This window comes from Syntrophus buswellii (genome assembly GCF_046097065.1).
Taxonomy (GTDB): domain Bacteria; phylum Desulfobacterota; class Syntrophia; order Syntrophales; family Syntrophaceae; genus Syntrophus; species Syntrophus buswellii.
Genome location: NZ_CP175563.1, coordinates 1,281,248 through 1,303,187, shown reverse-complemented (window position 1 = coordinate 1,303,187; position 21,940 = coordinate 1,281,248). Strand labels below are relative to the sequence as shown.

Annotated in this window: 13 protein-coding genes; 4 read left to right on the top strand and 9 right to left on the bottom strand. The window is 57.6% G+C overall.

Annotated elements, in window-relative coordinates:
• Positions 1–175: 175 nt before the first annotated feature.
• On the top strand, positions 176–3,214 hold the full coding sequence (locus tag ACJ77P_RS05830; RefSeq protein WP_408999263.1) for a PAS domain-containing protein: 3,039 nt from the start codon (positions 176–178) through the stop codon (positions 3,212–3,214).
• Here ACJ77P_RS05830 and ACJ77P_RS05825 read toward each other — a convergent pair.
• Entirely contained in the window at positions 3,208–4,401 is a 1,194-nt protein-coding gene (locus ACJ77P_RS05825) for a hypothetical protein (RefSeq protein ID WP_408999262.1), read from the bottom strand. The genes ACJ77P_RS05830 and ACJ77P_RS05825 overlap by 7 nt on opposite strands.
• Positions 4,402–4,767: 366 nt before the next feature.
• Here ACJ77P_RS05825 and ACJ77P_RS05820 point away from each other — a divergent pair, with 366 nt between their 5' ends.
• Positions 4,768–7,524 carry a PAS domain S-box protein gene (locus ACJ77P_RS05820; protein ID WP_408999261.1) on the top strand — a complete coding sequence of 919 codons (2,757 nt, stop codon included), beginning with the start codon at positions 4,768–4,770 and terminating at the stop codon, positions 7,522–7,524.
• A 133-nt stretch (positions 7,525–7,657) separates the two neighbouring features.
• Positions 7,658–10,234 carry a PAS domain S-box protein gene (locus tag ACJ77P_RS05815; RefSeq protein ID WP_408999260.1) on the top strand — a complete coding sequence of 859 codons (2,577 nt, stop codon included), beginning with the start codon at positions 7,658–7,660 and terminating at the stop codon, positions 10,232–10,234.
• An 18-nt stretch (positions 10,235–10,252) separates the two neighbouring features.
• Here the strand turns inward: ACJ77P_RS05815 and ACJ77P_RS05810 are convergent, their stop codons facing one another.
• From ACJ77P_RS05810 to ACJ77P_RS05785, 6 genes are all read right to left on the bottom strand, one after another.
• Entirely contained in the window at positions 10,253–11,620 is a 1,368-nt protein-coding gene (locus ACJ77P_RS05810; protein WP_408999259.1) for a replication-associated recombination protein A, read from the bottom strand.
• Positions 11,621–11,681: 61 nt separating this feature from the next.
• On the bottom strand, positions 11,682–11,948 hold the full coding sequence (locus tag ACJ77P_RS05805; protein WP_408999258.1) for a hypothetical protein: 267 nt from the start codon (positions 11,946–11,948) through the stop codon (positions 11,682–11,684).
• 163 nt (positions 11,949–12,111) lie between these two features.
• A complete protein-coding gene (locus ACJ77P_RS05800) occupies positions 12,112–13,482 on the bottom strand; it encodes a TrpB-like pyridoxal phosphate-dependent enzyme (RefSeq protein WP_367360860.1) in 1,371 nt (456 codons plus the stop codon).
• Positions 13,483–13,820: 338 nt separating this feature from the next.
• A complete protein-coding gene (locus ACJ77P_RS05795) occupies positions 13,821–15,026 on the bottom strand; it encodes a hypothetical protein (protein ID WP_367360859.1) in 1,206 nt (401 codons plus the stop codon).
• A gap of 355 nt (positions 15,027–15,381) precedes the next feature.
• Complete coding sequence (locus ACJ77P_RS05790) at positions 15,382–17,124, bottom strand: adenine deaminase C-terminal domain-containing protein (RefSeq protein WP_408999257.1); 1,743 nt, start codon at positions 17,122–17,124, stop codon at positions 15,382–15,384.
• 232 nt (positions 17,125–17,356) lie between these two features.
• Complete coding sequence (locus tag ACJ77P_RS05785; RefSeq protein ID WP_408999256.1) at positions 17,357–18,199, bottom strand: SAM-dependent methyltransferase; 843 nt, start codon at positions 18,197–18,199, stop codon at positions 17,357–17,359.
• A 146-nt stretch (positions 18,200–18,345) separates the two neighbouring features.
• On the opposite strand from ACJ77P_RS05785, the gene ACJ77P_RS05780 reads away from it, so the two are divergent.
• Positions 18,346–19,098: a universal stress protein gene (locus ACJ77P_RS05780; protein ID WP_408999255.1), complete on the top strand. Its 753-nt coding sequence runs from the start codon at positions 18,346–18,348 to the stop codon at positions 19,096–19,098.
• Positions 19,099–19,106: 8 nt separating this feature from the next.
• Here ACJ77P_RS05780 and surE read toward each other — a convergent pair whose 3' ends face one another.
• On the bottom strand, positions 19,107–19,907 hold the full coding sequence (gene surE / locus ACJ77P_RS05775; protein WP_367360855.1) for a 5'/3'-nucleotidase SurE: 801 nt from the start codon (positions 19,905–19,907) through the stop codon (positions 19,107–19,109).
• 90 nt (positions 19,908–19,997) lie between these two features.
• Entirely contained in the window at positions 19,998–21,914 is a 1,917-nt protein-coding gene (dnaK, locus tag ACJ77P_RS05770) for a molecular chaperone DnaK (protein ID WP_367360854.1), read from the bottom strand.
• Between the last annotated feature and the right edge of the window lie 26 nt (positions 21,915–21,940).

The following is a 21,940-nucleotide window of genomic DNA, read 5'->3' as shown; positions in this document are numbered from 1 at the left end:
AGATCCGCATTAAAATCTCAAGCCCGGGCTGCCCGGAGGGATTCTTTTTCAACGGCGCACGTCAATCACAGGTACCCGCCGGATGCCCGGTTGACATGAATCGATAAACACGTTAATCTGTATTAAATAAATGTTAATACGTCACTATCCTTTCAGCCTAACACGCGGGAAGTCCATGAGCGAACTTTCGGAAACGAGCCGTGATCTTCTTCAAGAAATCGCCGCCCTGCAGGAGAGGATCCGGGAGCTTGAACAATCCGCCGCCCTGCGAAAGCGGGAAGAGGACTCCTTGCGATTCTCTCTGCAGCAGTTGCGGCTCCTCATCGACACCGCGCCGGATTTGTTCTTTCTGAAAGACCTTCAGTACCGTTACCTCCTTGTCAATACCGCCAATGCCCGATTCTTCGGCCGCGGGGAGGAGGAGATCCTGGGCAGGACCGACTTCGAACTCATGCCCGGTGAGGCGGCCCGCGCCTGCCGGGAGAGTGATCAACGGGCTGTTCGCAGCCGGGCGCTCGTGGTCAACGTGGAGCCGGTAGGGGAAAGATTCTATGAAACCCATAAATTTCCCCTCTTTGTGGCTGGCGAGGTGGTCGGGGTCGCCGGCATCGTCCGCGACACCACCGATCATAAACGGACAGAAGAAGCGCTCCAGAACAGCGAGGAGCTCCGGAATACGATCCTGAACAATGTCGGCGCCTATATCTTTCTCAAAGACAGAGGGTCTCGCTATACCTATGTCAACAGCATGGTGGGCCGGCTCTTCGGCTCCAGCGAACAGGAAATCATCGGGAAAGACGACACCAGCTTTTTCTCAGCCGCCTCCGTCGAAGAAATCAGGAGAAGCGACCGCCGCGTCATCGAGCATGGAGAAACCGTTACCCGCGAAGAGGTTGATCTTGCTTCGGCGGATCAGGCGCCGCGGACATACTGGACGGTGAAGATCCCCCTCAGGGACGGCAGCGGAAGCATCTACGGCCTGTGCGGCATCTCCACGGACATTACGGCCCTCAAGCGGGCCGACGAGGCCATGAAGCTCAATGCCGAACGAACGGAGGCGCTGCTGCAGCTGAATTCAATGACAAGCGCCTCCATCCACGAAATAACGGATTTCGCCCTGGAAAAAGCCGTCGAACTGACGAGGAGCACCATCGGCTACCTGGCCTTTTTGAATGAGGACGAAAGCATCCTGACGATGCACTCCTGGTCCCGATCCGCCATGGCTCAATGTGCTACAGAACAGAAGCCCATCCACTATCCCGTGATCGCCACCGGCCTCTGGGGGGAAGCCGTGCGGCAGAGGAAACCGATCGTTACAAACGATTACGCGTCGCCCAACCCCTGGAAAAAAGGCTGCCCCGCCGGTCACGTCGAGGTGATCCGGCACATGAACATTCCCGTGTTCGTTGAATCCCGCATCGTGCTGGTCGCCGGGGTAGGAAACAAAAGGGACGACTACCATGAAACGGATGTCCAGCAGCTCACCCTGCTCATGGAGGGTATGTGGCGGCTCATCGAGCGGAAAAAATCGGAAGAAGCGCTGAAATCCTCTGAAAGCCGCCTTGCCAACATCATCGAGTTTCTTCCCGACGCCACCTTTGCGATCGACCTTGACGGGAAAGTCATATCCTGGAACAGGGCGCTCGAAGAGCTGACCGGCTTTTCCGCGGAAGAAATGGTCGGCCGGGGAAACTATGAATACGCCATCCCCCTCTACGGCGAGCGGCGCCCGATCTCCATCGACCTGCTCCTTTCGTGGGATGACGCAATTGCCGGGAAATATTCCTTCATCAAAAAGGATGGCGATACCGTCTATGTTGAAGCAGAGATGCCCTTCGTGCGCAGGCCGAGCCGGCTGATGCGGGGCAAGGCGAGTCTTCTTCGCAACGAAAGGGGAGACGTCACCGGGGCCATCGTCAGCATGCGCGACATCACCGACAAGAGACGCCTGGAATCTCAACTGATCCAGGCACAGAAGATGGAGGCGATCGGCACTCTGGCCGGCGGCGTCGCTCACGATTTCAACAACATCCTCATGGGGATCGAGGGATACGTTTCCCTGCTTCTTCAGGAGATCGATCCGCACCACCCCCATCACGAATATTTAAAGCACATCGATGAACAGGTTCAAAGCGCCTCCGGCCTTACCCGGCAGCTCCTGGGCTTCGCCCGGGGCGGCCGGTATGAGATACAGCCCGTCGACATCAACAAGCTCATCAAGAAGAGCTCTTCCCTGTTCGGCCGAACGAGGAAGGAGCTCACCATCACCAGAAAATTCGACAAGAACCTCTGGACCGTCGAGGTTGACCGCGGCCAGATCGAACAGGCCCTCCTGAATCTCTACGTCAACGCCTGGCATGCCATGCCCGCCGGGGGACAACTCCTCCTCGAAACAAGGAACGTGACCATCGGCAAGGATGACATGATGCCTCACGCCATGCCTTTGGGTCATTACGTCATGATCCGTGTGGCCGACACGGGAATCGGCATGGACGAAGAGACAAGCAAACGGATCTTTGACCCCTTCTTCACCACGAAGAAGATGGGAAGGGGATCCGGATTGGGGCTGGCCATGGTTTACGGGATTGTCAAGGGACATGGCGGCTTCATTTTTGTTGACAGTGAACCGGGGCGCGGTGCGGCCTTCACCCTCTATCTCCCCGCATCGGATAAAAAAGTCCTCGAAGAGAAGCCGCCTGAATCGCATACCCTCAGAGGCAGCGAAGTGGTCCTTCTGGTCGATGATGAGCCCACCATCCTTGCCGTGAGCAAAGCCATGCTCGAATTTCTGGGATATACGGTCCATGAGGCGACAAGCGGGCAGGAGGCCATCGCCTTTTACCGGAAAAAGAAAAACGACATCGGCCTGGTCATTCTCGATATGATCATGCCTGAACTGTCAGGGGGAGAAACCTTCGACCGCATCCGGGAACTGAACCCTGAGGCAAAAGTCATGCTCAGCAGCGGCTACAGCCTCGATGGTCAGGCGCAGTCGATCATGGACCGGGGGTGCGGCGGATTTATCCAGAAGCCGTTCAACATCGAAGGCCTCTCCAGGAAGATCCGGGAGGTCCTGGACGCGCCCTGCCGGAGCCGCGTCACAGACGCGGCTCCGGCTGCGCCGAGGGACCAGGAAGCGCAGAAGGCCGCCGATGGGGAGAGCGAGAACTTCCCGGTTGAGGACATCCCCCCGCCCAGGGACCGGTCTCAGTAAAACAGGTCCTGGGGAGGCATATTGTGTAGCCTGCGGATGTGGGAAAAAAGGGTGTCGGGGAGATAACGGCCCCAGAGATGAATGGGAATGGAATCCACCTCGATTCGAGGGCTGAACCCCACGGCAAAGAGATACTCCACCAGGAATTCGATGTTGAGGGGGATATTCCCCTTGTAATCCTTATTGTCCCGCTGGGTGATGATCCGCTTTTCGTGGATGGAATTTCCCAGTTCCGATTCAACCAGGTCGGGGAAGGTGGTCAAGATGACTTCGATCTTGATGGAATCTTCGGCATTCCCGAGCAGGTTTGCCAGACCGCGCCTCAGGTAAGCCTCCGAAAGCCCGCGGTTTCCGACGTGCTCCCACCAGCGTTTCTTTTCGTAGCGCCTGCAGACCTCTTCCCGATTCCAGGGAATCTCCACGATCAGATTGACGGCGTTGTAAAGGCCCTGAAGGGATTCCCTTTCAACGATCCGGCAATTCCGGCGCTTCGAAAGAGACTCCTCGATCATCAGCAGCTCTTCCGGCGTCCCGACCATCTTGATGCCGCCGACATCATGGATGGTGAGGAACTCCGGGTCGAAGGAAATTTCTCCGGAGATGAACTTTCGAGAGATGATCTCTTCAGCCTGGGCGAATTCCTCCACCATTTCCTCTTCAGGAGTCAGCAGCAGGCTGAGGGGAACCCCCATCCGGCTGGCCCGCTCCCCCGCCAGTTTCTCGGCTTCGGACTGCACGATGCTGAAAAGCCATGACGCGATTCTGCGATTGGCCTTCTCCGCCACGCGGCGGGGGCGCTTGATGCGACAGGCGGCAAGAAGCTCTCCCGCGTCGCCTAAATACATGACGCCGTTTATGGGGGCATCCCGGTAGAAAAAATCCGGATTCCGCTGATATGTCGAAAGCAGCTCACGGACACGCGGGGAGAGGTCCCCCTGGAAGCTGAGGAGGGCGTTTCGGAGCTGCCCCTTGAAAGAAATGGGATGTCCCGTGCAGGCTGCAGGCTGCGGATGAAGCTCGTGAACGAGAAAGCGGGTAAGGTCCTGCAGCGTCTCGCCCAGGATGAACCCGTCGGCAATGAGGATTTCCGTGAGGCGCCGGGCATCGCTGGGTTCCAGCTTTTCCCGGAACCACCGTTCGGCAATCTGAAACAGCTCTCCCCGATGTACAAACCCGCTTAGAAACATGGTTCCCTCCGCCTCCAGCCGTGATTGGACCTGTCGTCCTGCGCGATCGCCGAACAGAAGAATCTGAGCCTGATCTGGACCTCTCGCGTTTGAAAGGATATTGTAATGATCTGAACCATAATTAAAATGCTTCCCTCCTGTCAAGACAATCTCAGAAAGACCACCCCTGAACCTTCTCATGGGAATTCCGCATCGAGTTCAACATAACAGGAAAACGGGAATGTTTCTTGCCTCTCATGATAATAAAATCTGTCAATCTTCTGACAAAAGTGATAAAATTTTTTGTCTTTTATTTCCTTATATAATGGACCTTTTTTCTTTTCACGGTCATCCTTTTGAGATCCGATACGGGAGAAAACCGATCTGATGGGACACACGGACGCAATAAACAGGGGACATCAGGAACTCCTCGATGAAATCTCCTCGCTGAAGCAACATATTCAAGAGCTGGAGCGGTACAAGGCAGAGCATCAGCACATGGATGACTCTCTCAGGGAAATCGAAGCGAAATATCGCTTCATCATGGGAAATACCGCGGACATCATCCGCATCCTGGACTTGAATCAGCGTTGCGTCTATCTGAGCCCCTCCGTGTTTCGAATCCGTGGGTTCACCGTCGAAGAGGCTTCAGAAAGAACCATCAATCAGGACCTTACCCCGGAATCCCTGCAGCAGGTCCGTTCTGCTTTCGAGGAAGAAATGAAGCTGGAAGCGACCGGGACCGCCGATCCGGACAGGACCAGAACGATGGAAATAGAAACCTTCAGGAAGGATGGCTCCCTGATCTGGATGGAAGCCAATTTTTCCTTTATCCGGGACACGCAAGGCAAACTCACCGGAATTCTCGTCATATCCCGGGATATCAGCGAACGGAAGAAGGCGGAACGGGCCTTGAAAAAATCGGAACAGGCCCTCCGGACGATTCTTGACAACACCTACGACGCGATTTTCATTCATGACCTCGAAGGACGGATCCTGGAAGGCAACCAGAGAATGCTTGACCTCTACGAAATCACGAAAGAACAGGCGATCCGCTCCACCATCATCGACGATTTTTCCTGCGAGGGCAGCTCCCTGGCGGAGCAGAAGGAACGATGGGACCGGGTCATGAAGGGGGAAACGGTCACCTTTGAATGGAAGGCAAAGCGGCCGAACGACGGCTCCCTGTTCGATGTCGATGTCGCCCTCAAACGGATCGATCTTGGCAGCCGTCCCGTCGTACTGGCCAATGTCCGGGACATCACCCGGCGCAAAGCGACGGAGACGGCGCTCCGGGAAAGCGAAGAGAAGTTCCGCGCCGTTGTGGAAAACAGCCGGGACACGATCATGCGTTTTGATCGCCGCCATCGCCTCCTGTATGTCAATCCCAACGTGAAGGAACAGACCGGAATTCCCCCCGGGAACTTCATCGGAAAAACCCTTGAAGAAGCGGGAGCCCCCGAAGAGCTTTGCTCCCTGATGGAGCAGGCAACGGAGCAGGCCTTTCTCTCCGGGGAGATCGGCCGCACGGAGTTCCAACTTCCCGACGGAACGTGGCTGGACTCGATGCTCATTCCCGAACGGGACGCCTCCGGAAAGGTCAAGGCCGTCATCTCTTCATCTCACGATATCACGGCCCACAAGCAGAATGAAGCCCTCTGGAGGGTCCTGTTCCAGGCGGCTCCCCTCGCCATCTGCGTCATCGATCAGGACAGGATCCTGACACGGGTCAACGATCATTGCGTCCAGACCTTCGGGTACCGGCCTGAAGAGATGGTCGGCCGGAGGACGGATTTCCTCTACTTCAGCGACGACGAATGCAGGGCCGTTGGGGAATCCCTTTATTCACCATCGCACTACGCGACGAAGGAGGTGCGGATGAAGCGGAAGGACGGAGAGAAAATCTGTGTCCTGCTGAGCCGGTCGTATCTCAACGGCAGGGACGCGTCCGGAGGATCCATAATCATTGCCCAGGACATCACGGCGCGCAAAACCCTTGAAGAGCAACTGCGCCAGGCCCAGAAAATGGAGGCCATCGGCCAGCTCGCCGGCGGGGTCGCCCACGACTTCAACAACATCCTCCAGGCCATCCTGGGCTACACCAATATGGTGCTCTTCTCCATGGGACAGGACAATAAGCACTACGGAAAATTGAAGGAGGTGGAAAAGGCCGGCGAGAGAGCGGCGGCTCTGACCCGCCAGCTTCTCGCCTTCAGCAGGCGGCAGGTGCTCCAGCTCGGCCCCCTGGACTTGAACCAGGTCGTTGACGATCTGATGAAGATGCTCCGTCGCCTAATCGGCGAAAACATCGAGCTGAGCATCCTTCCCGGCCACGCTCTAAGGAAGATTAACGCCGACCGGAGCCAGATCGAACAGGTGCTCATCAATCTCTGCGTCAACGCACGGGATGCCATGCCTGATGGAGGCCGCCTGTCCATTGAAACTCAAAACGTCTGGCTCGATGAAGACTATTGCATCCACCATGATTGGGCGAAGCCGGGCCGGTACGTCCTCTTGAGCATTACGGATTCAGGCTGCGGCATGGACGGGGAAACGCAGAAAAAGATCTTCGAGCCCTTTTTTACGACCAAGGAAAAGTCGCATGGCACAGGTCTCGGCTTGGCCACCGTTTACGGCGTCGTACGGCAGCACGACGGCATGATCCAGGTCTACAGCGAAACGGGGAAAGGCTCCCGTTTCAATGTCTACCTACCGGTCACCGAAAGCACCGACGAAGAAATCCTCGAGGAAAGACAGGTCCCCTCCCCGGGCGGCCATGAGACCATTCTCATGGCGGAAGACGACGAACCGCTTCGTTTTCTGACGACCGAGATGCTCAAGATGGCCGGATATCGAGTCCTGGCCGCCGTCGACGGCGAGGACGCACTGCGAATCTACCAGGAGCACGGCCGGGAGGTCGACCTGCTGCTGCTGGATGTCGTGATGCCCCGCAAGGGCGGACGTACCGTCTATGACGAAATCCGCGCCATCAACCCCGAAATCCGCTGCCTTTTCATGAGCGGATACAGCGAAGACGCCGTGCACACGAACTTTATTCTCGACCATGGACTCAAGCTCATCCAGAAACCCTTCAAGAGCCTGGATTTGATGAGGATGCTCCGCCAGGAACTGGACCGCCGCTGACGGGACGGCATCAAAGAGCGTCCTGCGATTTCACCTTTAACGATCCGCATTGAGCGAAGATCCTTCGTTGAGTGCGGATTTCCCCGGAAATCCAGATTCAATCGTCCCTATCGCAACCACGAGAGAGGCAGAGATGACTGAAACGCAAAAACGGAGTCGCATTGACAGAATAAGGGACATGGTCCGGGAAGCCCTGGAGGATGAGGGTTCCTCTCCCCTGTTTTCAACCAAAGGAGAGGATGAAATCGATAGTCTCGCCGTTTCGATTCATCAGCTGATCGAGCGTGTAAAGCTCAGGAAGGCCGATGAACCACTCTGGGATTCCTACAAGACGCTTGACGAAATCATTGACGCCCTTCCAGACGCCATCTTTGCGATTGATCGCAGCGGGAAGGTCATCGCGTGGAACAGGTCCATGGAGCAGTTGACCCAGGTTTCCAAAGGGGAGATGATCGGCAGGGAAAGGTATGAATACGCCATTCCCTTTTACGGCAGGGCCAGACCGCTTCTGATCGATCTCGCCCTCCTGCCGGATGATGATTATGAGAAAGATCACTATAACTATGTCTTCAGGAAGGGCGGTGCCATCCTGTACGCCGAGGCCTACGTGCCAAGCGCCTATGGCGGAAAGGGTGCCTATCTTTCGGGAACCGCATCAAAATTACGCGACTCTTCCGGAAAGATCATCGGCGCCATCGAATCCCTTCGCGACATTACCGAACGCAAGCGCACGGAAGAAGCTCTTCGTAACAGCGAGAACCTTCTGCGGAACATTCTTGACGGCTCACCGATCCCTCAATTTGTAATCGGAAGGGATCACAGGGTCGTGATGTGGAATAAGGCCCTTGAGAAATACAGCGGGGTCAGGGCCGAGGAGATGGTGGGCACGGATGGCCAGTCCGTCCCCTTCTACGGAAAGAAACGACCCACGATGGCCGATCTGCTCATAGACGGGGCTGTGGAGAAAATCCCGCTGCTCTATGAAGGGAAGTACGCGAAATCGGTGCTCGTGGATGGCGCTTACGAGGGGACGGACTTTTTCCCCGAGATCGGGGATGGAGGGAAGTGGCTCTATTTTACGGCGTCAACCATAAAGGATTCCAAGGGAAGCATTCTCGGCGCCGTGGAGACCCTGGAGGACGTCACGGAACACAAGCGGGCCGAGGAGATGCTCAAGGAAAGGGAAGAGTTCCTGTCATCGATCATCGAGAACATTCCCAACATGATTTTTATCAAGGATTCCCGTGAATTGAAATTCATCCGGTTTAACAGGGCCGGCGAACATCTTCTTGGATACAGGAGGGAGGAACTGATCGGCAAGAGCGATTACGACTTCTTCCCAAGGGAGCAGGCGGACTTTTTTCTTAAAAAGGACCGGGAGGTGCTGGAGAGCGGGCAGCTGTACGACATCCCCGAGGAGCTCGTTGAATCGAAGTCGGGGACACGAATCCTGCACACCAAAAAGATTCCTATCCCCGACAGAAATGGGAAACCCGCCTACCTCCTCGGCATATCGGAAGACATCACCGAACGCAAACGGGCGGAAGAAGAGCAGGATAAGCTACGGGCACAGTTCGCCCAGGCCCAGAAGATGGAATCCATCGGCAGGCTGGCCGGTGGCGTCGCCCACGACTTCAACAACATGTTGGGGGTCATCATCGGGTACACGGATCTGGCCTTCAGCAGGGTGGATCCGGCTCACCCTGTCGCTGCCGGCCTGCAGCAGATCCGAAAGGCTGCCGAACGCTCCGCCAACCTGACCCGGCAGCTTCTGGCCTTTGCGCGCAAGCAGACGATCGTCCCGAAGGTGCTGGATTTGAACGAAACCCTTGAAAGCATGCTGAAATTTCTGCGGCGCCTCATCGGCGAAGACATCGATCTCATCTGGCAGCCGGGCAATGGCCTGTGGCCGGTTAATATGGATCCCTCCCAGATCGACCAGATATTGGCCAATCTGTGCGTCAACGCCCGGGATGCCATTGCCGGCATCGGCAACATCACCATTGAAACGGAAAACGTCACCCTCGGCGAATCCTGTCGAGCCCGCCATCCGGATTGCGTCCCCGGCGACTATGTGCTGCTGGCCGTGAGTGACGACGGTTTCGGCATGAGCGGGGAGATCCTGGAGAACCTCTTCGAACCGTTCTTCACCACCAAGGAGTCGGGAAAGGGCACGGGCCTGGGGCTTGCCACAGTCTACGGCATCGTGAAACAGAACAATGGGTTTATCGATGTAGACAGCCAGGAGGGTAATGGCTCCAACTTCAAGATCTACCTGCCCCGGTACAAAGGCAGGCTCGAAGGGTTACAGGAAGAGGGTCCCGAGGCGCCGCCCCGGGGTCATGAGACCATTCTGGTGGTTGAGGACGAGGAGGCGATCCTGAAGATGAACATCATGATGCTCCAGGAACTGGGTTATACCGCGCTGGCTTCCTCCTGTCCGGATGATGCCCTCCGTATCGCCGGTGAGCATCCCGGCGAGATCCACCTGCTCCTGACCGACGTGGTCATGCCCAGGATGAACGGACTGGAGCTTTCCAGGAGCCTTCTTTCCCTGCACCCGAAGGTAAAATGCCTGTTCATGTCAGGCTATCCGGCCGATGTGATTGCCCAGCACGGCGTGTTGGACAAATCCCTGAATTTCATTCAGAAACCCTTTTCGCTGCGTTCCCTGGCCGTCACATTACGGGGGGTCCTGGAGAAAAAATAGCAGGCAGAGGGGTTTTTCTTATGTTTCGGGGGAACCCGGCCCGTTTTTCCGGGCCTTCTCCAGGAGCTTTCTCCATTTTTCCAGGCGGTCCCGAATCGTCCGCTCATAACCGCGGTCTGTGGGGCGGTAGAACGGCGGCGTTTTTCCGGAAAGGGCTTCCGGCAGATAATCCTGGGGAACGAAAGCGTCTTCATAGTCATGGGCATAGCGGTAATCCCGTCCGTACCCGAGATCCTTCATGAGTCGCGTCGGGGCATTGCGGATGTGGAGAGGAACGGGAAGCGTTCCGGTGGAAGCGATCGTCTCCTTCACCCGTCTGTATCCGGCATACAGGGCATTGCTCTTGGGCGCCGTCGCCAGGTAGACGGCGGCCTGAGCCAGGGCCAGCTCGCCTTCGGGCAAGCCGATGAACGAAAAGGCCTGCATGGCGGCGACGGCAATGTTTAACGCCATGGGATCGGCATTGCCCACATCCTCCGACGCAAACCGCACCATCCGCCGGGCGAGATAGCGAGGGTCCTCTCCGGCGGAAAGCATCCGTCCCATCCAGTAGAGGGCGGCATCGGGATCACTACCCCGGAGGCTCTTGTGGAAGGCGGAGATCAGATTGTAATGTTCCTCCCCCGACTTGTCGTACTGAAGGGATTTTCGCTGCAGGGCATCCTCCACCTGAAGGCGGGAAATCCGCCCCGGTTTCCCCTCCCCCACAGCCAGAAGGGAAGCGACGGCCTCCAGGCTGTTGAGGGCGGTCCGGGCATCCCCGTCGGCGGTGCGGACAAGGTGCTCCAGGGCATCCGGATCTAGGGTCAGTTCGAGGGCTCCCAGCCCCCGTTGGCGGTCGTTCAATGCGCGGGAAATGATCCGGGCCAGGTCCTCCTCGGAATAGGCCTTGAGCACCAGAACCCGGCAGCGGGACAAAAGGGGGGCAATGACCTCGAAGGAGGGGTTTTCCGTCGTTGCCCCGATAAGCGTGATCAGGCCGCTCTCCACATGGGGAAGGAAGGCATCCTGCTGGGCCTTGTTGAACCGGTGGATCTCGTCGACAAAAAGGATCGTTTTCTGCCTGGAATCCCGCCACAGGGCTTCCGCTTCCTCCACAACCTTCCGAAGTTCCTTGACCCCGGAAAGCACGGCGGAAAAGGAAGTGAACCAGGCCCTGGTTTCCCCGGCCAGTATCCGCGCCAGGGTGGTCTTCCCGGAACCCGGAGGCCCCCAGAAGATGACGGAAAAGAGCCGGTCTTCCTCGATCGCCCGACGCAGCAGACTCCCCTCCTTCAGGAGATGGCCCTGCCCGGAAAACTCCTCCAGAGTCTGCGGCCTCATCCGATCCGCGAGAGGCCGGCGATCCCGGTCCGCCGCCTGTTCGTTTGATTTCAAGTGATCCATGGCCGTTCCACGTTCTGCAAGACCTCTGCGGCGCTGATGCGCCTTTGGTCCCGACAGTCCCCTAATCCTTCATTTTGCCGCGTTTTTTGGCCGCCTCGATCAGTTCGATGAGAGAAGACACCTTGTTTTTCGGTTCCTGACGGCAGAACCGTTCCCAGGTTTCCGCGGTCATCTGTTTCCGCAGGCACGCCTCCGCCGGGATGCGGGATTCCCAGCACGAAAGGACGCGGATGCAGGGAAGATCTCCGGACTCGCGACGGCAATAGGAAAAAGGGACTTCATGACCCAGACGGGGACATCGTATGGTCAGGTCGTCAAAAGATTCCATGAGAGCACCGAGAAGGATCTCCGGAGGGAAACCCCGTTCCTGCCGCACCCCCCGCTGATGACAGGGGAGTCACAGGGCCTTTCGATCCGGAGAGGAATGAGGGGGATACGGCGGGGAAAGGGGCTGAACCCCTCCCCGTTTCCCGCCGCAGGATCCGCCAAAATCAGAAGCTCCGGGGTTTGGGCATGTTCTCCACCGCCTGCAGGACGCGCTGGATTTCTTCATCCGGCAGTTCATAGGGCACCAGGTTGCCTGACAGATAGGCGTCGTACGCGGTGAGATCGATCAAGCCGTGTCCGCTCCAATTGAAGAGAATGACCTTTTCCCTGCCCTCCTCCTTCGCCCTCCGGGCTTCTTCCACGACGGCGGCAAGGACATGGCAGGTTTCCGGCGCGGGGACGAACCCTTCCGAACGCGCCCACTTGATTCCGGCATCAAAGGTGTCGAGCTGGTGGAAGGACCGGGCCCCGATGAGCCCCAGATTGAGCAGGTGGCTTACAATGGGCGCCATCCCATGATAGCGCAGCCCCCCGGCATGGATCGGCGCCGGGACGTAATCATGCCCCAGGGTGTGCATCGGCAGCAGGGGCGTCATTTTTGCCAGATCTCCGAAATCATAGGCAAAGGGGCCCCGGGTCAGGGTCGGGCAGGAGGAGGGCTCCGCCCCGATGATCTCCACCTGCTTTCCCTCGATCTTATCCTTGACGAAGGGCAGCGACAGGCCCGCGAAGTTGCTTCCGCCGCCGCAGCAGCCCATGACCACGTCGGGATAAATCCCGATTTTCTCCATCTGCTTGTGAGCCTCCAGGCCGATGATGGTCTGATAGAGGAGGACGTGATTCAGGACGCTCCCCAGGGCATAACGGGTGTTCTTCGAGGTTACGGCGTCTTCGATCGCTTCGCTGATGGCAATCCCCAGGCTGCCCGGGGTATCGGGATATTCGGCCCGGATCTTCCTCCCGATCTGAGTCACCTCACTGGGGCTGGACAGGCATTCCGCCCCCCAGGTATTCATGAGCATCCGCCGGTAGGGCTTCTGCTCAAAGCTGACCCGGACCATGTATACACGGCATTCCAGATCGAACATGGCGGCCGCCATGCTCAGGGCGCTGCCCCATTGTCCGGCCCCCGTCTCCGTTGTCAGTCTCTTGATGCCGAACTGCCTGTTGTAGTAAGCCATGGGAACGGCGGCATTGGGCTTGTGGGATCCGGCAGGGCTGACCCCTTCGTTTTTGTAATAGATCTTCACCGGCGCATCGAGGAGTTTCTCAAAACTCCTGGCCCGGTACAGGGGCGAAGGCCGCCAGATCAGGTACTTCTCCAAAACTTCTTCAGGGATGTCAATCCATCGCTGCGTACTGACTTCCTGTTCGATGATGTTCATGGGGAAAATCGGGGCCAGATCATCGGGACCGACAGGCTGCTGCGTCGCCGGGTGAAGTGGTGGGCTGAGGGGTTTCGGGAGGTCCGCCTGGATGTTATACCATTGCCTGGGGATCTCGCTGTCTTCCAAGACAATCTTACGTGGTTCCATATCTTTTTCTCCTTTTTTAACTGATTGATCGTATTTCCGGCGCCTCTTTCTCCAGTGGCGGAAATGATTAAAAAAGCCATGGGGTTTCCCATGGCTTTCCGGTTTGCGTCAAAGGCATGGGAAGGATTTTTCCACCCACACCTGAAAGGAATGTTATCTGATCATTGTGGGCGGGGACTATTCAAAGGCCACCACCAGCCCACCGGCTGATTCGCAGGAGATGTCATCATTACGATAACCTGTCACCATCCGACTTTAGCTGAAATTTTCCAATCCCGCTACCATAGGCGGCCGGATAAAGTCAAGCCCTTATTTGAAACCAGACTCGCCCATCGCCCCTACCTGTCCAGGTTGGCCAGGATCCCCTTGTCCCGGCGGTACCACAGATTCGGCATGATGTGGTACAGGAACCGGGAAACCGGCCCGATGTATTCCTTGACCCGCCGGTCGAGCTGGCAGGACTGGATGAGCAGCTCCTTCATCTTCGCTTTGTTCCCCCCTTCATTGAAAATCTGGTAAGCGCATTGAAAGAGCGGGCTGTACATATTCTTCTTTTCCAGGAAGCGGTGAACATTCTTGATGGTGTTGGGGCCTTCCGGCGTCCCGTCGATGCGCGCCAGAACCTTCAGATTGGTCTCGATGGGGTTGCCGTTGTAGAGTTCATAGAAATATTTGCCGTAGCGATAGTTCTTGCTGGCGTAGGAGGAAAGGGTCACATACATGTCCCCCACCCCGGCCTGGCTGTAGAAGGCCTGAAAGTCGCCTCCAAGAAGCTTCGACAGGGACCGGATTTCGACTCCGGAGCGGGCGAAAATGGTGCCGGGGAACGAATCGCCCAGATTCAGGGAATCGGCAACCCCTTTGATATTGGCCACAATGTTCTTCAGGGATCCGCAGGCCTCCACACCCACGATGTCGAAATTGTAGTAGGAATTCAGCTCCCGGCGATTGAACTGGAACAGCTCCTCCCGGACAAAGCGGCATATCCGGCCCTTTCCGGCAATCGTCACGCATACGGGACGCCCCAGGGCGATGTCCACGTCGAAGAAAGGCCCCCCGATACAGACCACCTGATATTTGTGCTTCAATCGGTGAAGATGGTTGTTGATCAGCTGGGAAGGCGTAATGAGTTCCTTGGTCAACTCATCGGATGTCAGCCCCTTGATCGGCGAAATGAGGCAGGTATCCCCCGCTTTCTTTTCCAGCAGGGGCTCCAGGTAGCTCAGCAGTTCGGGAAGACGGTTCGTGGTGACCGACAGCATGATGACATCGTGATCCTCCACGATCCTTTCCAGATCGTTGGTGGCAACGACATGGGGTGACAGCCTCGGCACCTTCTCCATGCCTCCCACCAGCCGGGCAAGATCCTCGGTCAGATGCTTGGGGTTGAGATGGTCTCGATTGATGGCCCGGCAAACGTCCGCGTCGTGATAATAGATGTCAACCTTTTTGTTGTCCCGGCCGAACTTGTATGCGAAGGATGTCCCCAGACGCCCGGGTCCGATAATGGCAATCCGACTTGCATCCAGATTAAAATTCAGCATGACGTTGTTTTCCCACCTGTTGCCGGCTCCGCCTGTTTCATCGTCATCTCACAGCGCATTCCTTCCGGCGGAACTCCGGAGTGCCTGCACCCGCCTGCAGCCTTCCCGGCGGATTCCTCTCCAGGGTTCAACATTCCCGCCTCGATTCCGGGGTTTCCTATACGTAAATTTCCGCCTTATTGCAACAGGGATGTGAACCCTGCCGGGAAAGAACGGCGGAACGGGGAAGCATCGCTTCTCCGGTAGCGGGCCGCATTCATGGGGAACCCCCGCGGCGGAGAAACAACGGTATCGTACCAGATGGAACGACCGGGCCTTCCGGCGGAGTCGGCCCGCCGGAAGGCGAAAACGGGGATCACTCGCTGAGCGGCAGGATTTTTCGATCCCGCATGCGGACATATCCCTCATGGGTAATCCGCAGATGGGGGATGGAGGCCGTTGTCAGGGTATCGAGCGTCAAGACGGGTTTTTCCCACCTCGCACCCGCATTCTGCAGGGCTTCATCCAGATTTCTCATCTGCGCGGCCAGGGTTTTCAGGGGCGCAAGGGAAACGACCCCGCACAGGGGAAGGGGACATTCGGCCACCACTGTTTCGCCGATGGCGAACACGGCCCCTCCGCCGATTTCCCTCAGCCGTTCGATGACGGTCCGGATCGAGGCCATATCGGCGCCGGCGCAGAGCATGTCCACCGTATCCCAGGATGTCGTGGTGCCGCAGGCCCCCATCTTCAATCCGAACCCTTTAAGAAATCCCGTAAAGGATTTTCCGCCACCCGTCCGGTTCAGGGCCGCGGCATAGAGAACATCGGCCGCATCTTCCGGATTGTCAAAATCGATGATCTTTTCTCGGGTGACCAGGCGGTTCACCAGCTCCATGGCTCGGCATCGGCCTGCTTTCCGCGGTTCCTCCAGCTGATAGCCTGCTATTCTGACGGAGGAGAAGAGGGCTTCAGGAAATTCGACATGCCTCGGCTCGACGAGGGTCTTCCCTTCCGAAAAAACCGTCTTTCCCGCGATCAGAATCCTTCGGGGTTCATACTCCGCCGGAGAGGGGATCACGACGACATCCGCCGCCTTTCCCGGAGACAGGGAACCGAGCTGATGGTCCAGGCGGAAATGCTCCGCCACGTTGATCGTCACCATCTGGTAGGCCTGAGCGGGCGGGATGCCCAGCTTCAGAGCCGAGCGCAGGGAGCCCTCCAGGTAGCCCTGCTCCAGGAGTTCCTGGGGATCGACGGAATCCGTGCAGAGGGCCATCCGCCGGAAATCCAGGTTTTCCCGGAAGAGAGGGGCTATTTCCGGCAGCTCCTTCCGGATGGAGCCCTGGCGGACCATGACCCAGCACCCCAGCCTCAGCCGGTCCATGGCTTCTGCGGCCGTGATGGGTTCGTGATCGGAGGAGAAGCCGAATCCGGTATAGGCCTGGAGGCTCTTGGCAGGCGCCCCGGCCGTATGGCCTTCCGCACGCTTTCCCAGGAGGATCGCCATCCGGGCCAGTTCCTGCACCCGGCTTCCCTGCGTTCCTTCAAGAAACAGGTTGCTCCAGTAGATTTCCCCGACCCCCATGCATTCCGGATCCTCCAGGTAGGGGAGATACGCTGCGTTATCCGGTGCGGTACGTTCCAGGGCGGGCGTCAGGGTGCACAGTGGCGGGAGGGTGTAATAAAAGCGGATCGGCTGGTCCTTCAGCGCCCGGACGAGGGGCTCGATCCCCAGAATGCCGAAGAAGGATGCAAATTCGATCAGCTCCGTAATGATCGTCGTCGTTCCGCCGGGAAGTACATGGCGGATGAATTCCTCGAGGCCGGAACGCATCAGGATGTGGGTGTGGCCGTCAATCAGTCCGGGAAGGAGGGTCATTCCTTCGGCATCGATCACCTCGGTCCGGTCATCCCGGACACAGTCCGAATCAGGCCCCGCGTAGGCGATTCTTCCCCCGGCAATCCACAGGGACTGCCCCGGAAGGAACTCGCCGGTAAAGGCATTGAAAAGCGTTCCATTCTGAATAAGGGTTTCCGCCGGCTCCTTCTGCCGGGCCACATCTGCCAGGCGCCTGGAGCGCGCCGTATCTTCCTCGAAATTGATCCGGTTTTTCATCGTCTCCCCTCCTTTGGTTCCAGTCACAACCGTTTTCAAGATGGATCAGAGATCACCGACTCGAAACGTCGCCTTTCCCTGCCGCAGGCCCGTCTTCCTTCCGTGAGGACGGGAAAAAACACGGTACAAGACGTTCTGAACATTCTGATTCTTAAATGATATGAATGTAGGAGGCCTGGATTTTTTTGTCAACGATAAATCCGGCCCATCTAGACGGACTCCTGTTCCGTGATCACGGCCGCTTTCCTGCAACGACGGCAAATTCTCTGCTGTGCGCTGAAAAAGGCGTCCCCGCCACATCGGAATAATACCCTTCGACGGCAAACCCGCACGCCGCAAGCTCCCTTTCCAGGTCCTCGGGGCTGAAATACTGCAGCCAGTTGTAGATCGTCCGCGTACCGCCGGCCTCGATGATCGTGTACTTATCGAGAACCACCTTTTCCTTTTCATACTTGAACGTATTGAGAAAGCCGTAATAACTGCCGGGAGACCAGAAGCCGTTGAGGAGACCGGGTCCATACTCCGTCTTCTCTTCCCGTTCGTCGAAGGCCACCGGGGAATACACATCGAGGAGCACGGAACCGGAGAGTTCGAGAAGCCCATGGAACCGGGACAGGATCGTTTTTCTCTGTGCGGGGCTCAATGCACAGAAATCGCACATGATCATCACGATGAGATCAAAGCGATCGTCCGTTTCAAAATCCAGGTAGTTCATGTTTACGTAATGAATGGCCAGCCCTTCCCAGGTGGCCGCTTCCCGGGCATAGCGAATGGATCTCTGCGAGAAGTCGATGCCGGTCACGGCGGCCTGCCTTCGAGCCAGCCTCACGGCATACAATCCGGGCCCGCAGCCGAAGTCGGCTATCTTCTTTCCGGCCCCGATGTCGAAATGGGAGGCAATCCAATCTGCGGACCGGTCGATGAAGGAATGGTTGCGGGATGCGACATCCATTTCCCGGTCCAGGTGAAACTTGAGCATCTGCTCAGAGGTGTGTTCATCCGTCCACAGATCGGCGGCCGTATAAAACTGGAATGGATCCGGCGGTGTATTGATTTCCTCAAGGCGTTCAAACATCGAGATTTCGTCCCACATCCTGGATGACATTTTTTTCAGCGTATGGCCGTCCCGAACAGCGGGAAAAGGCGTTGAAGGATCCGGCCTCTTCTGGTAAATGGAACCAAGGAAGACCGAAAAACGATGAAAAAGGAGAGCGGAAAGTCATGAGCCGTACCGCCGTCCAATCCATTCTGGTTCCTCTGAGCGGGCTGACGCTCAGTTCAAGGGCTGTCGCCTACGGGGTTTATGCCGCCAAAAGATTGAATGTTCCCCTGGTCGGATTGTACGCGGGCAAAGCCCTGGAAGATTCTCCCACCGAGGAGATCCTCGTCCGCAGCTTTCAGAAGGACTGCAATCTTTCCGGAATTTCACCAAGCCTGAAGAAAATTCCCGACCTTTCCGCAGACTCGATCTATGCGGCTACGGGCAACGGGGAGGGCAGCCTCCTGCTCGTGCACCGGAAGGGCCTGGACAACGGCCAAAATGACGCCGTTTCCTTTTCTGAACTCGCGACACGCCCCACCCCGGCCTCTCTGATGGTCATCCCCCCCCAGTTTCTGGAAATTGAAAGCATGGGGCTGGTCTATGACGGCAGCGGGGAATCGGACCGCGCCCTGGACCTGGCCGTCGCCCTCTCCCGCAGCGCCGTGTGGCCCCTGACGATTCTCCTCATTTCGGAAGACCAGAGCCGGATTGCCGACCTGAGCAGAACGCTGGAGGATTATTTCGAACAGAACGACCAGGATACTCCCATCGACTGGGTGACCGTCGCCCTGCTGGGGCCGGTGGACGAAACGGCTCTGCAGTTTGTCCGGGAAGGATCCATCGAATTGCTGGTCCTGGCCCTGACGGGAGTGGATCAGCAGGGCCGCCGCCTTTTCCAGGAGAGCCCGATACCAGTCATTGCCGCCCGCTGAAGAACCCTCTAGTCAGAGCATTCACATTTCGTTGACGTAAAGAGGGTGCTTTCCTGCCCCAGGAGCTCCTTCAAGCCGCCGATGGCATCATGGCGCGTCATATCGTTATGGATCGGGGTAATGGAAATCATCCCCCGGCTCAGGGCGCTTCCGTCGGAATCGGGCTCCTCCTGCTCCGAAAGCTGCGTTTCACCCGCCAGCCAGTAATAAAGCCGTTCACGGGGATCGACCCGCTTGTCGAAACATTCGATGAGGCGCGCCTTTCCCTGCCGCGTTACCGCGATCCCCTTGATCTCGCTTCTCGGCAGGGGCGGCACATTGATGTTCAGGGCGACGCTTTTTCCGGCGAAATATTTGATCATGAAGCGGGACATCATCCGGGCAAAGTCGGCGGCAACGGTATAATCGGCATTGCGCAGCGTGCCCAGCGAGACGGCCATGGAGGGAACCCCCAGGATCGCCCCCTCCGTCGCCGCGGAAACCGTTCCGGAATAGATGACATTGATTCCGACGTTGGAGCCGATGTTGATCCCCGAAACGACGAGATCCACGGGCTTTTCCGAAAGCTCCTTGATCCCGATCTTGACGCAGTCCGCCGGCGTCCCGGAGACGGCGTATCCCAGAAAGCTTCCGTCCTTGTTCGTGCGCCTTATCATGAGGGGGCGATTGAGCGTGATGGCATGCCCGACAGCGCTCTGCTCCACTTCCGGCGCCACGATCAGGCAGTCGGCCTCCTTCGACAGTTCCCGGTACAGGGCGCTCAGCCCCCTGGCATAGATCCCGTCGTCATTGGTCAGCAGGTACCTCATTGCTCTCCTCCCTTCTTCCGCACAAACAAAGATGCCCGGACATCAGGTCTCCTGACATCCAGGCATCCGCCGGGTTTTATCAACCCCGGTTTATTTTACCTCTTCGAAATCGGCGTCCACGACGTCATCGTCCTTTCTGCCCGCCTCCTGGGCTCCGGCACCGGGACCCGCCCCGGGCTGAGGGCCTCCACCGGGCTGCTGGGCGGTTTTTGCGTACATCGCCTCGGCCAGCTTGTGGGACGCCGTCGTCAACTCTTCCTGGGCGGACCTGATGGCCTCGAGGTCATCGCCTTCCACGGCTTTCCGGACCTTCGCAATCGCCTCTTCAATGCGGGCCTTTTCCGCGGCATCCACCTTGTCGCCGAACTCCTTGATGTTTTTCTCGACACCATAGGCCATGGCATCCGCCGAGTTTCTCGCTTCCACGAGATCCTTCTTTTTGCGGTCCTCTTCCCCATGGGCCTCGGCTTCCCGGACGAGCTTCTCGATCTCGGACTCGGAAAGGCCGCTTGACGCCGTTATCTTGATGCTCTGTTCCTTCCCAGTTCCCAGATCCTTCGCGGAGACATGGACGATTCCGTTGGCGTCAATGTCGAACGTCACCTCGATCTGCGGAATTCCGCGGGGCGCGGATGGGATCCCGACGAGATCGAACCGACCCAGGGTCCGGTTATCCGACGCCATGGAGCGTTCTCCCTGAAGGACATGAATGCTCACAGCAGGCTGATTGTCCGCCGCGGTGGAAAAAATCTGGCTCTTCCGGGTCGGGATGGTCGTGTTCTTATCGATGAGCCTGGTCATGACGCCGCCGAGAGTTTCAATGCCCAGAGACAGAGGCGTCACATCGAGGAGCAGGACATCCTTGACTTCACCGGCCAGAACGCCGCCCTGAATGGCGGCACCGACGGCCACGACTTCATCGGGATTGACCCCCCTGTTGGGCTCCTTGCCGAAAATTTCCTTTACCTTCTGCTGAACCCTCGGCATCCGGGTCATGCCTCCGACAAGGATGACTTCATCGATATCCTTCGCCGCCAGACCGGCATCCTTCAGCGCCGTCCGGCAGGGTCCCTCAAGCCGGTCGATCAGCTCTTCCACGAGCGCCTCCATTCTGGCCCGCGTCAGCTTGATGTTCATATGCTTGGGCCCTGAGGCGTCGGCGGTGACGAAGGGCAGATTGATGTCCGTTTCCATGGCCGAGGACAGTTCCATTTTCGCCTTCTCCGCCGCTTCCTTGAGGCGCTGCAGGGCCATCTTGTCGCTGCGGAGGTCGATTCCCTGGTCTTTCTTGAATTCATTGACCAGATAATCAATGATCCGCTGATCGAAATCCTCCCCGCCCAGATGGGTGTCTCCGTTGGTGGATTTGACCTCGAAGACCCCTTCGCCCAACTCGAGAATGGAGATGTCGAAGGTGCCTCCACCCAGGTCGAAGACGGCGATCTTTTCGTCTTTTTTCTTGTCCAGTCCGTATGCCAGGGCCGCCGCCGTCGGCTCGTTGATGATCCGGAGAACATTCAAGCCGGCGATTTTTCCAGCGTCCTTCGTGGCCTGACGCTGGGAGTCATTAAAATACGCCGGAACGGTAATGACGGCGTCCGTGATCTTTTCCCCCAGATAATCCTCTGCGGTCTGCTTCATTTTGACCAGGATCATCGATGAGATCTCAGCGGGGCTGTAGGCCCTTCCCCTCACCTCAACCTGCGCATCTCCATTGGACGCCTCGGTGATATTGAAGGGGCTGATGCTCTTGTCATATTGAACTTCCTTGGAACTATATTTCCGGCCGATGAGCCTTTTAATCGCGTAAACGGTGTTTTCCGAATTGGTCACAGCCTGCCGCTTGGCAACCTGCCCGACCAGCCGTTCGCCGCTTTCCGAAAAGGCCACGACGGACGGCGTCGTTCGATTGCCTTCCTGGTTGGCGATGACGACAGGGTCTCCCCCTTCCATGACGGAAACGCACGAGTTGGTCGTTCCCAAATCGATTCCGATAATTCTTCCCATAGAAATTTCATCCTCCTTAATGTCTG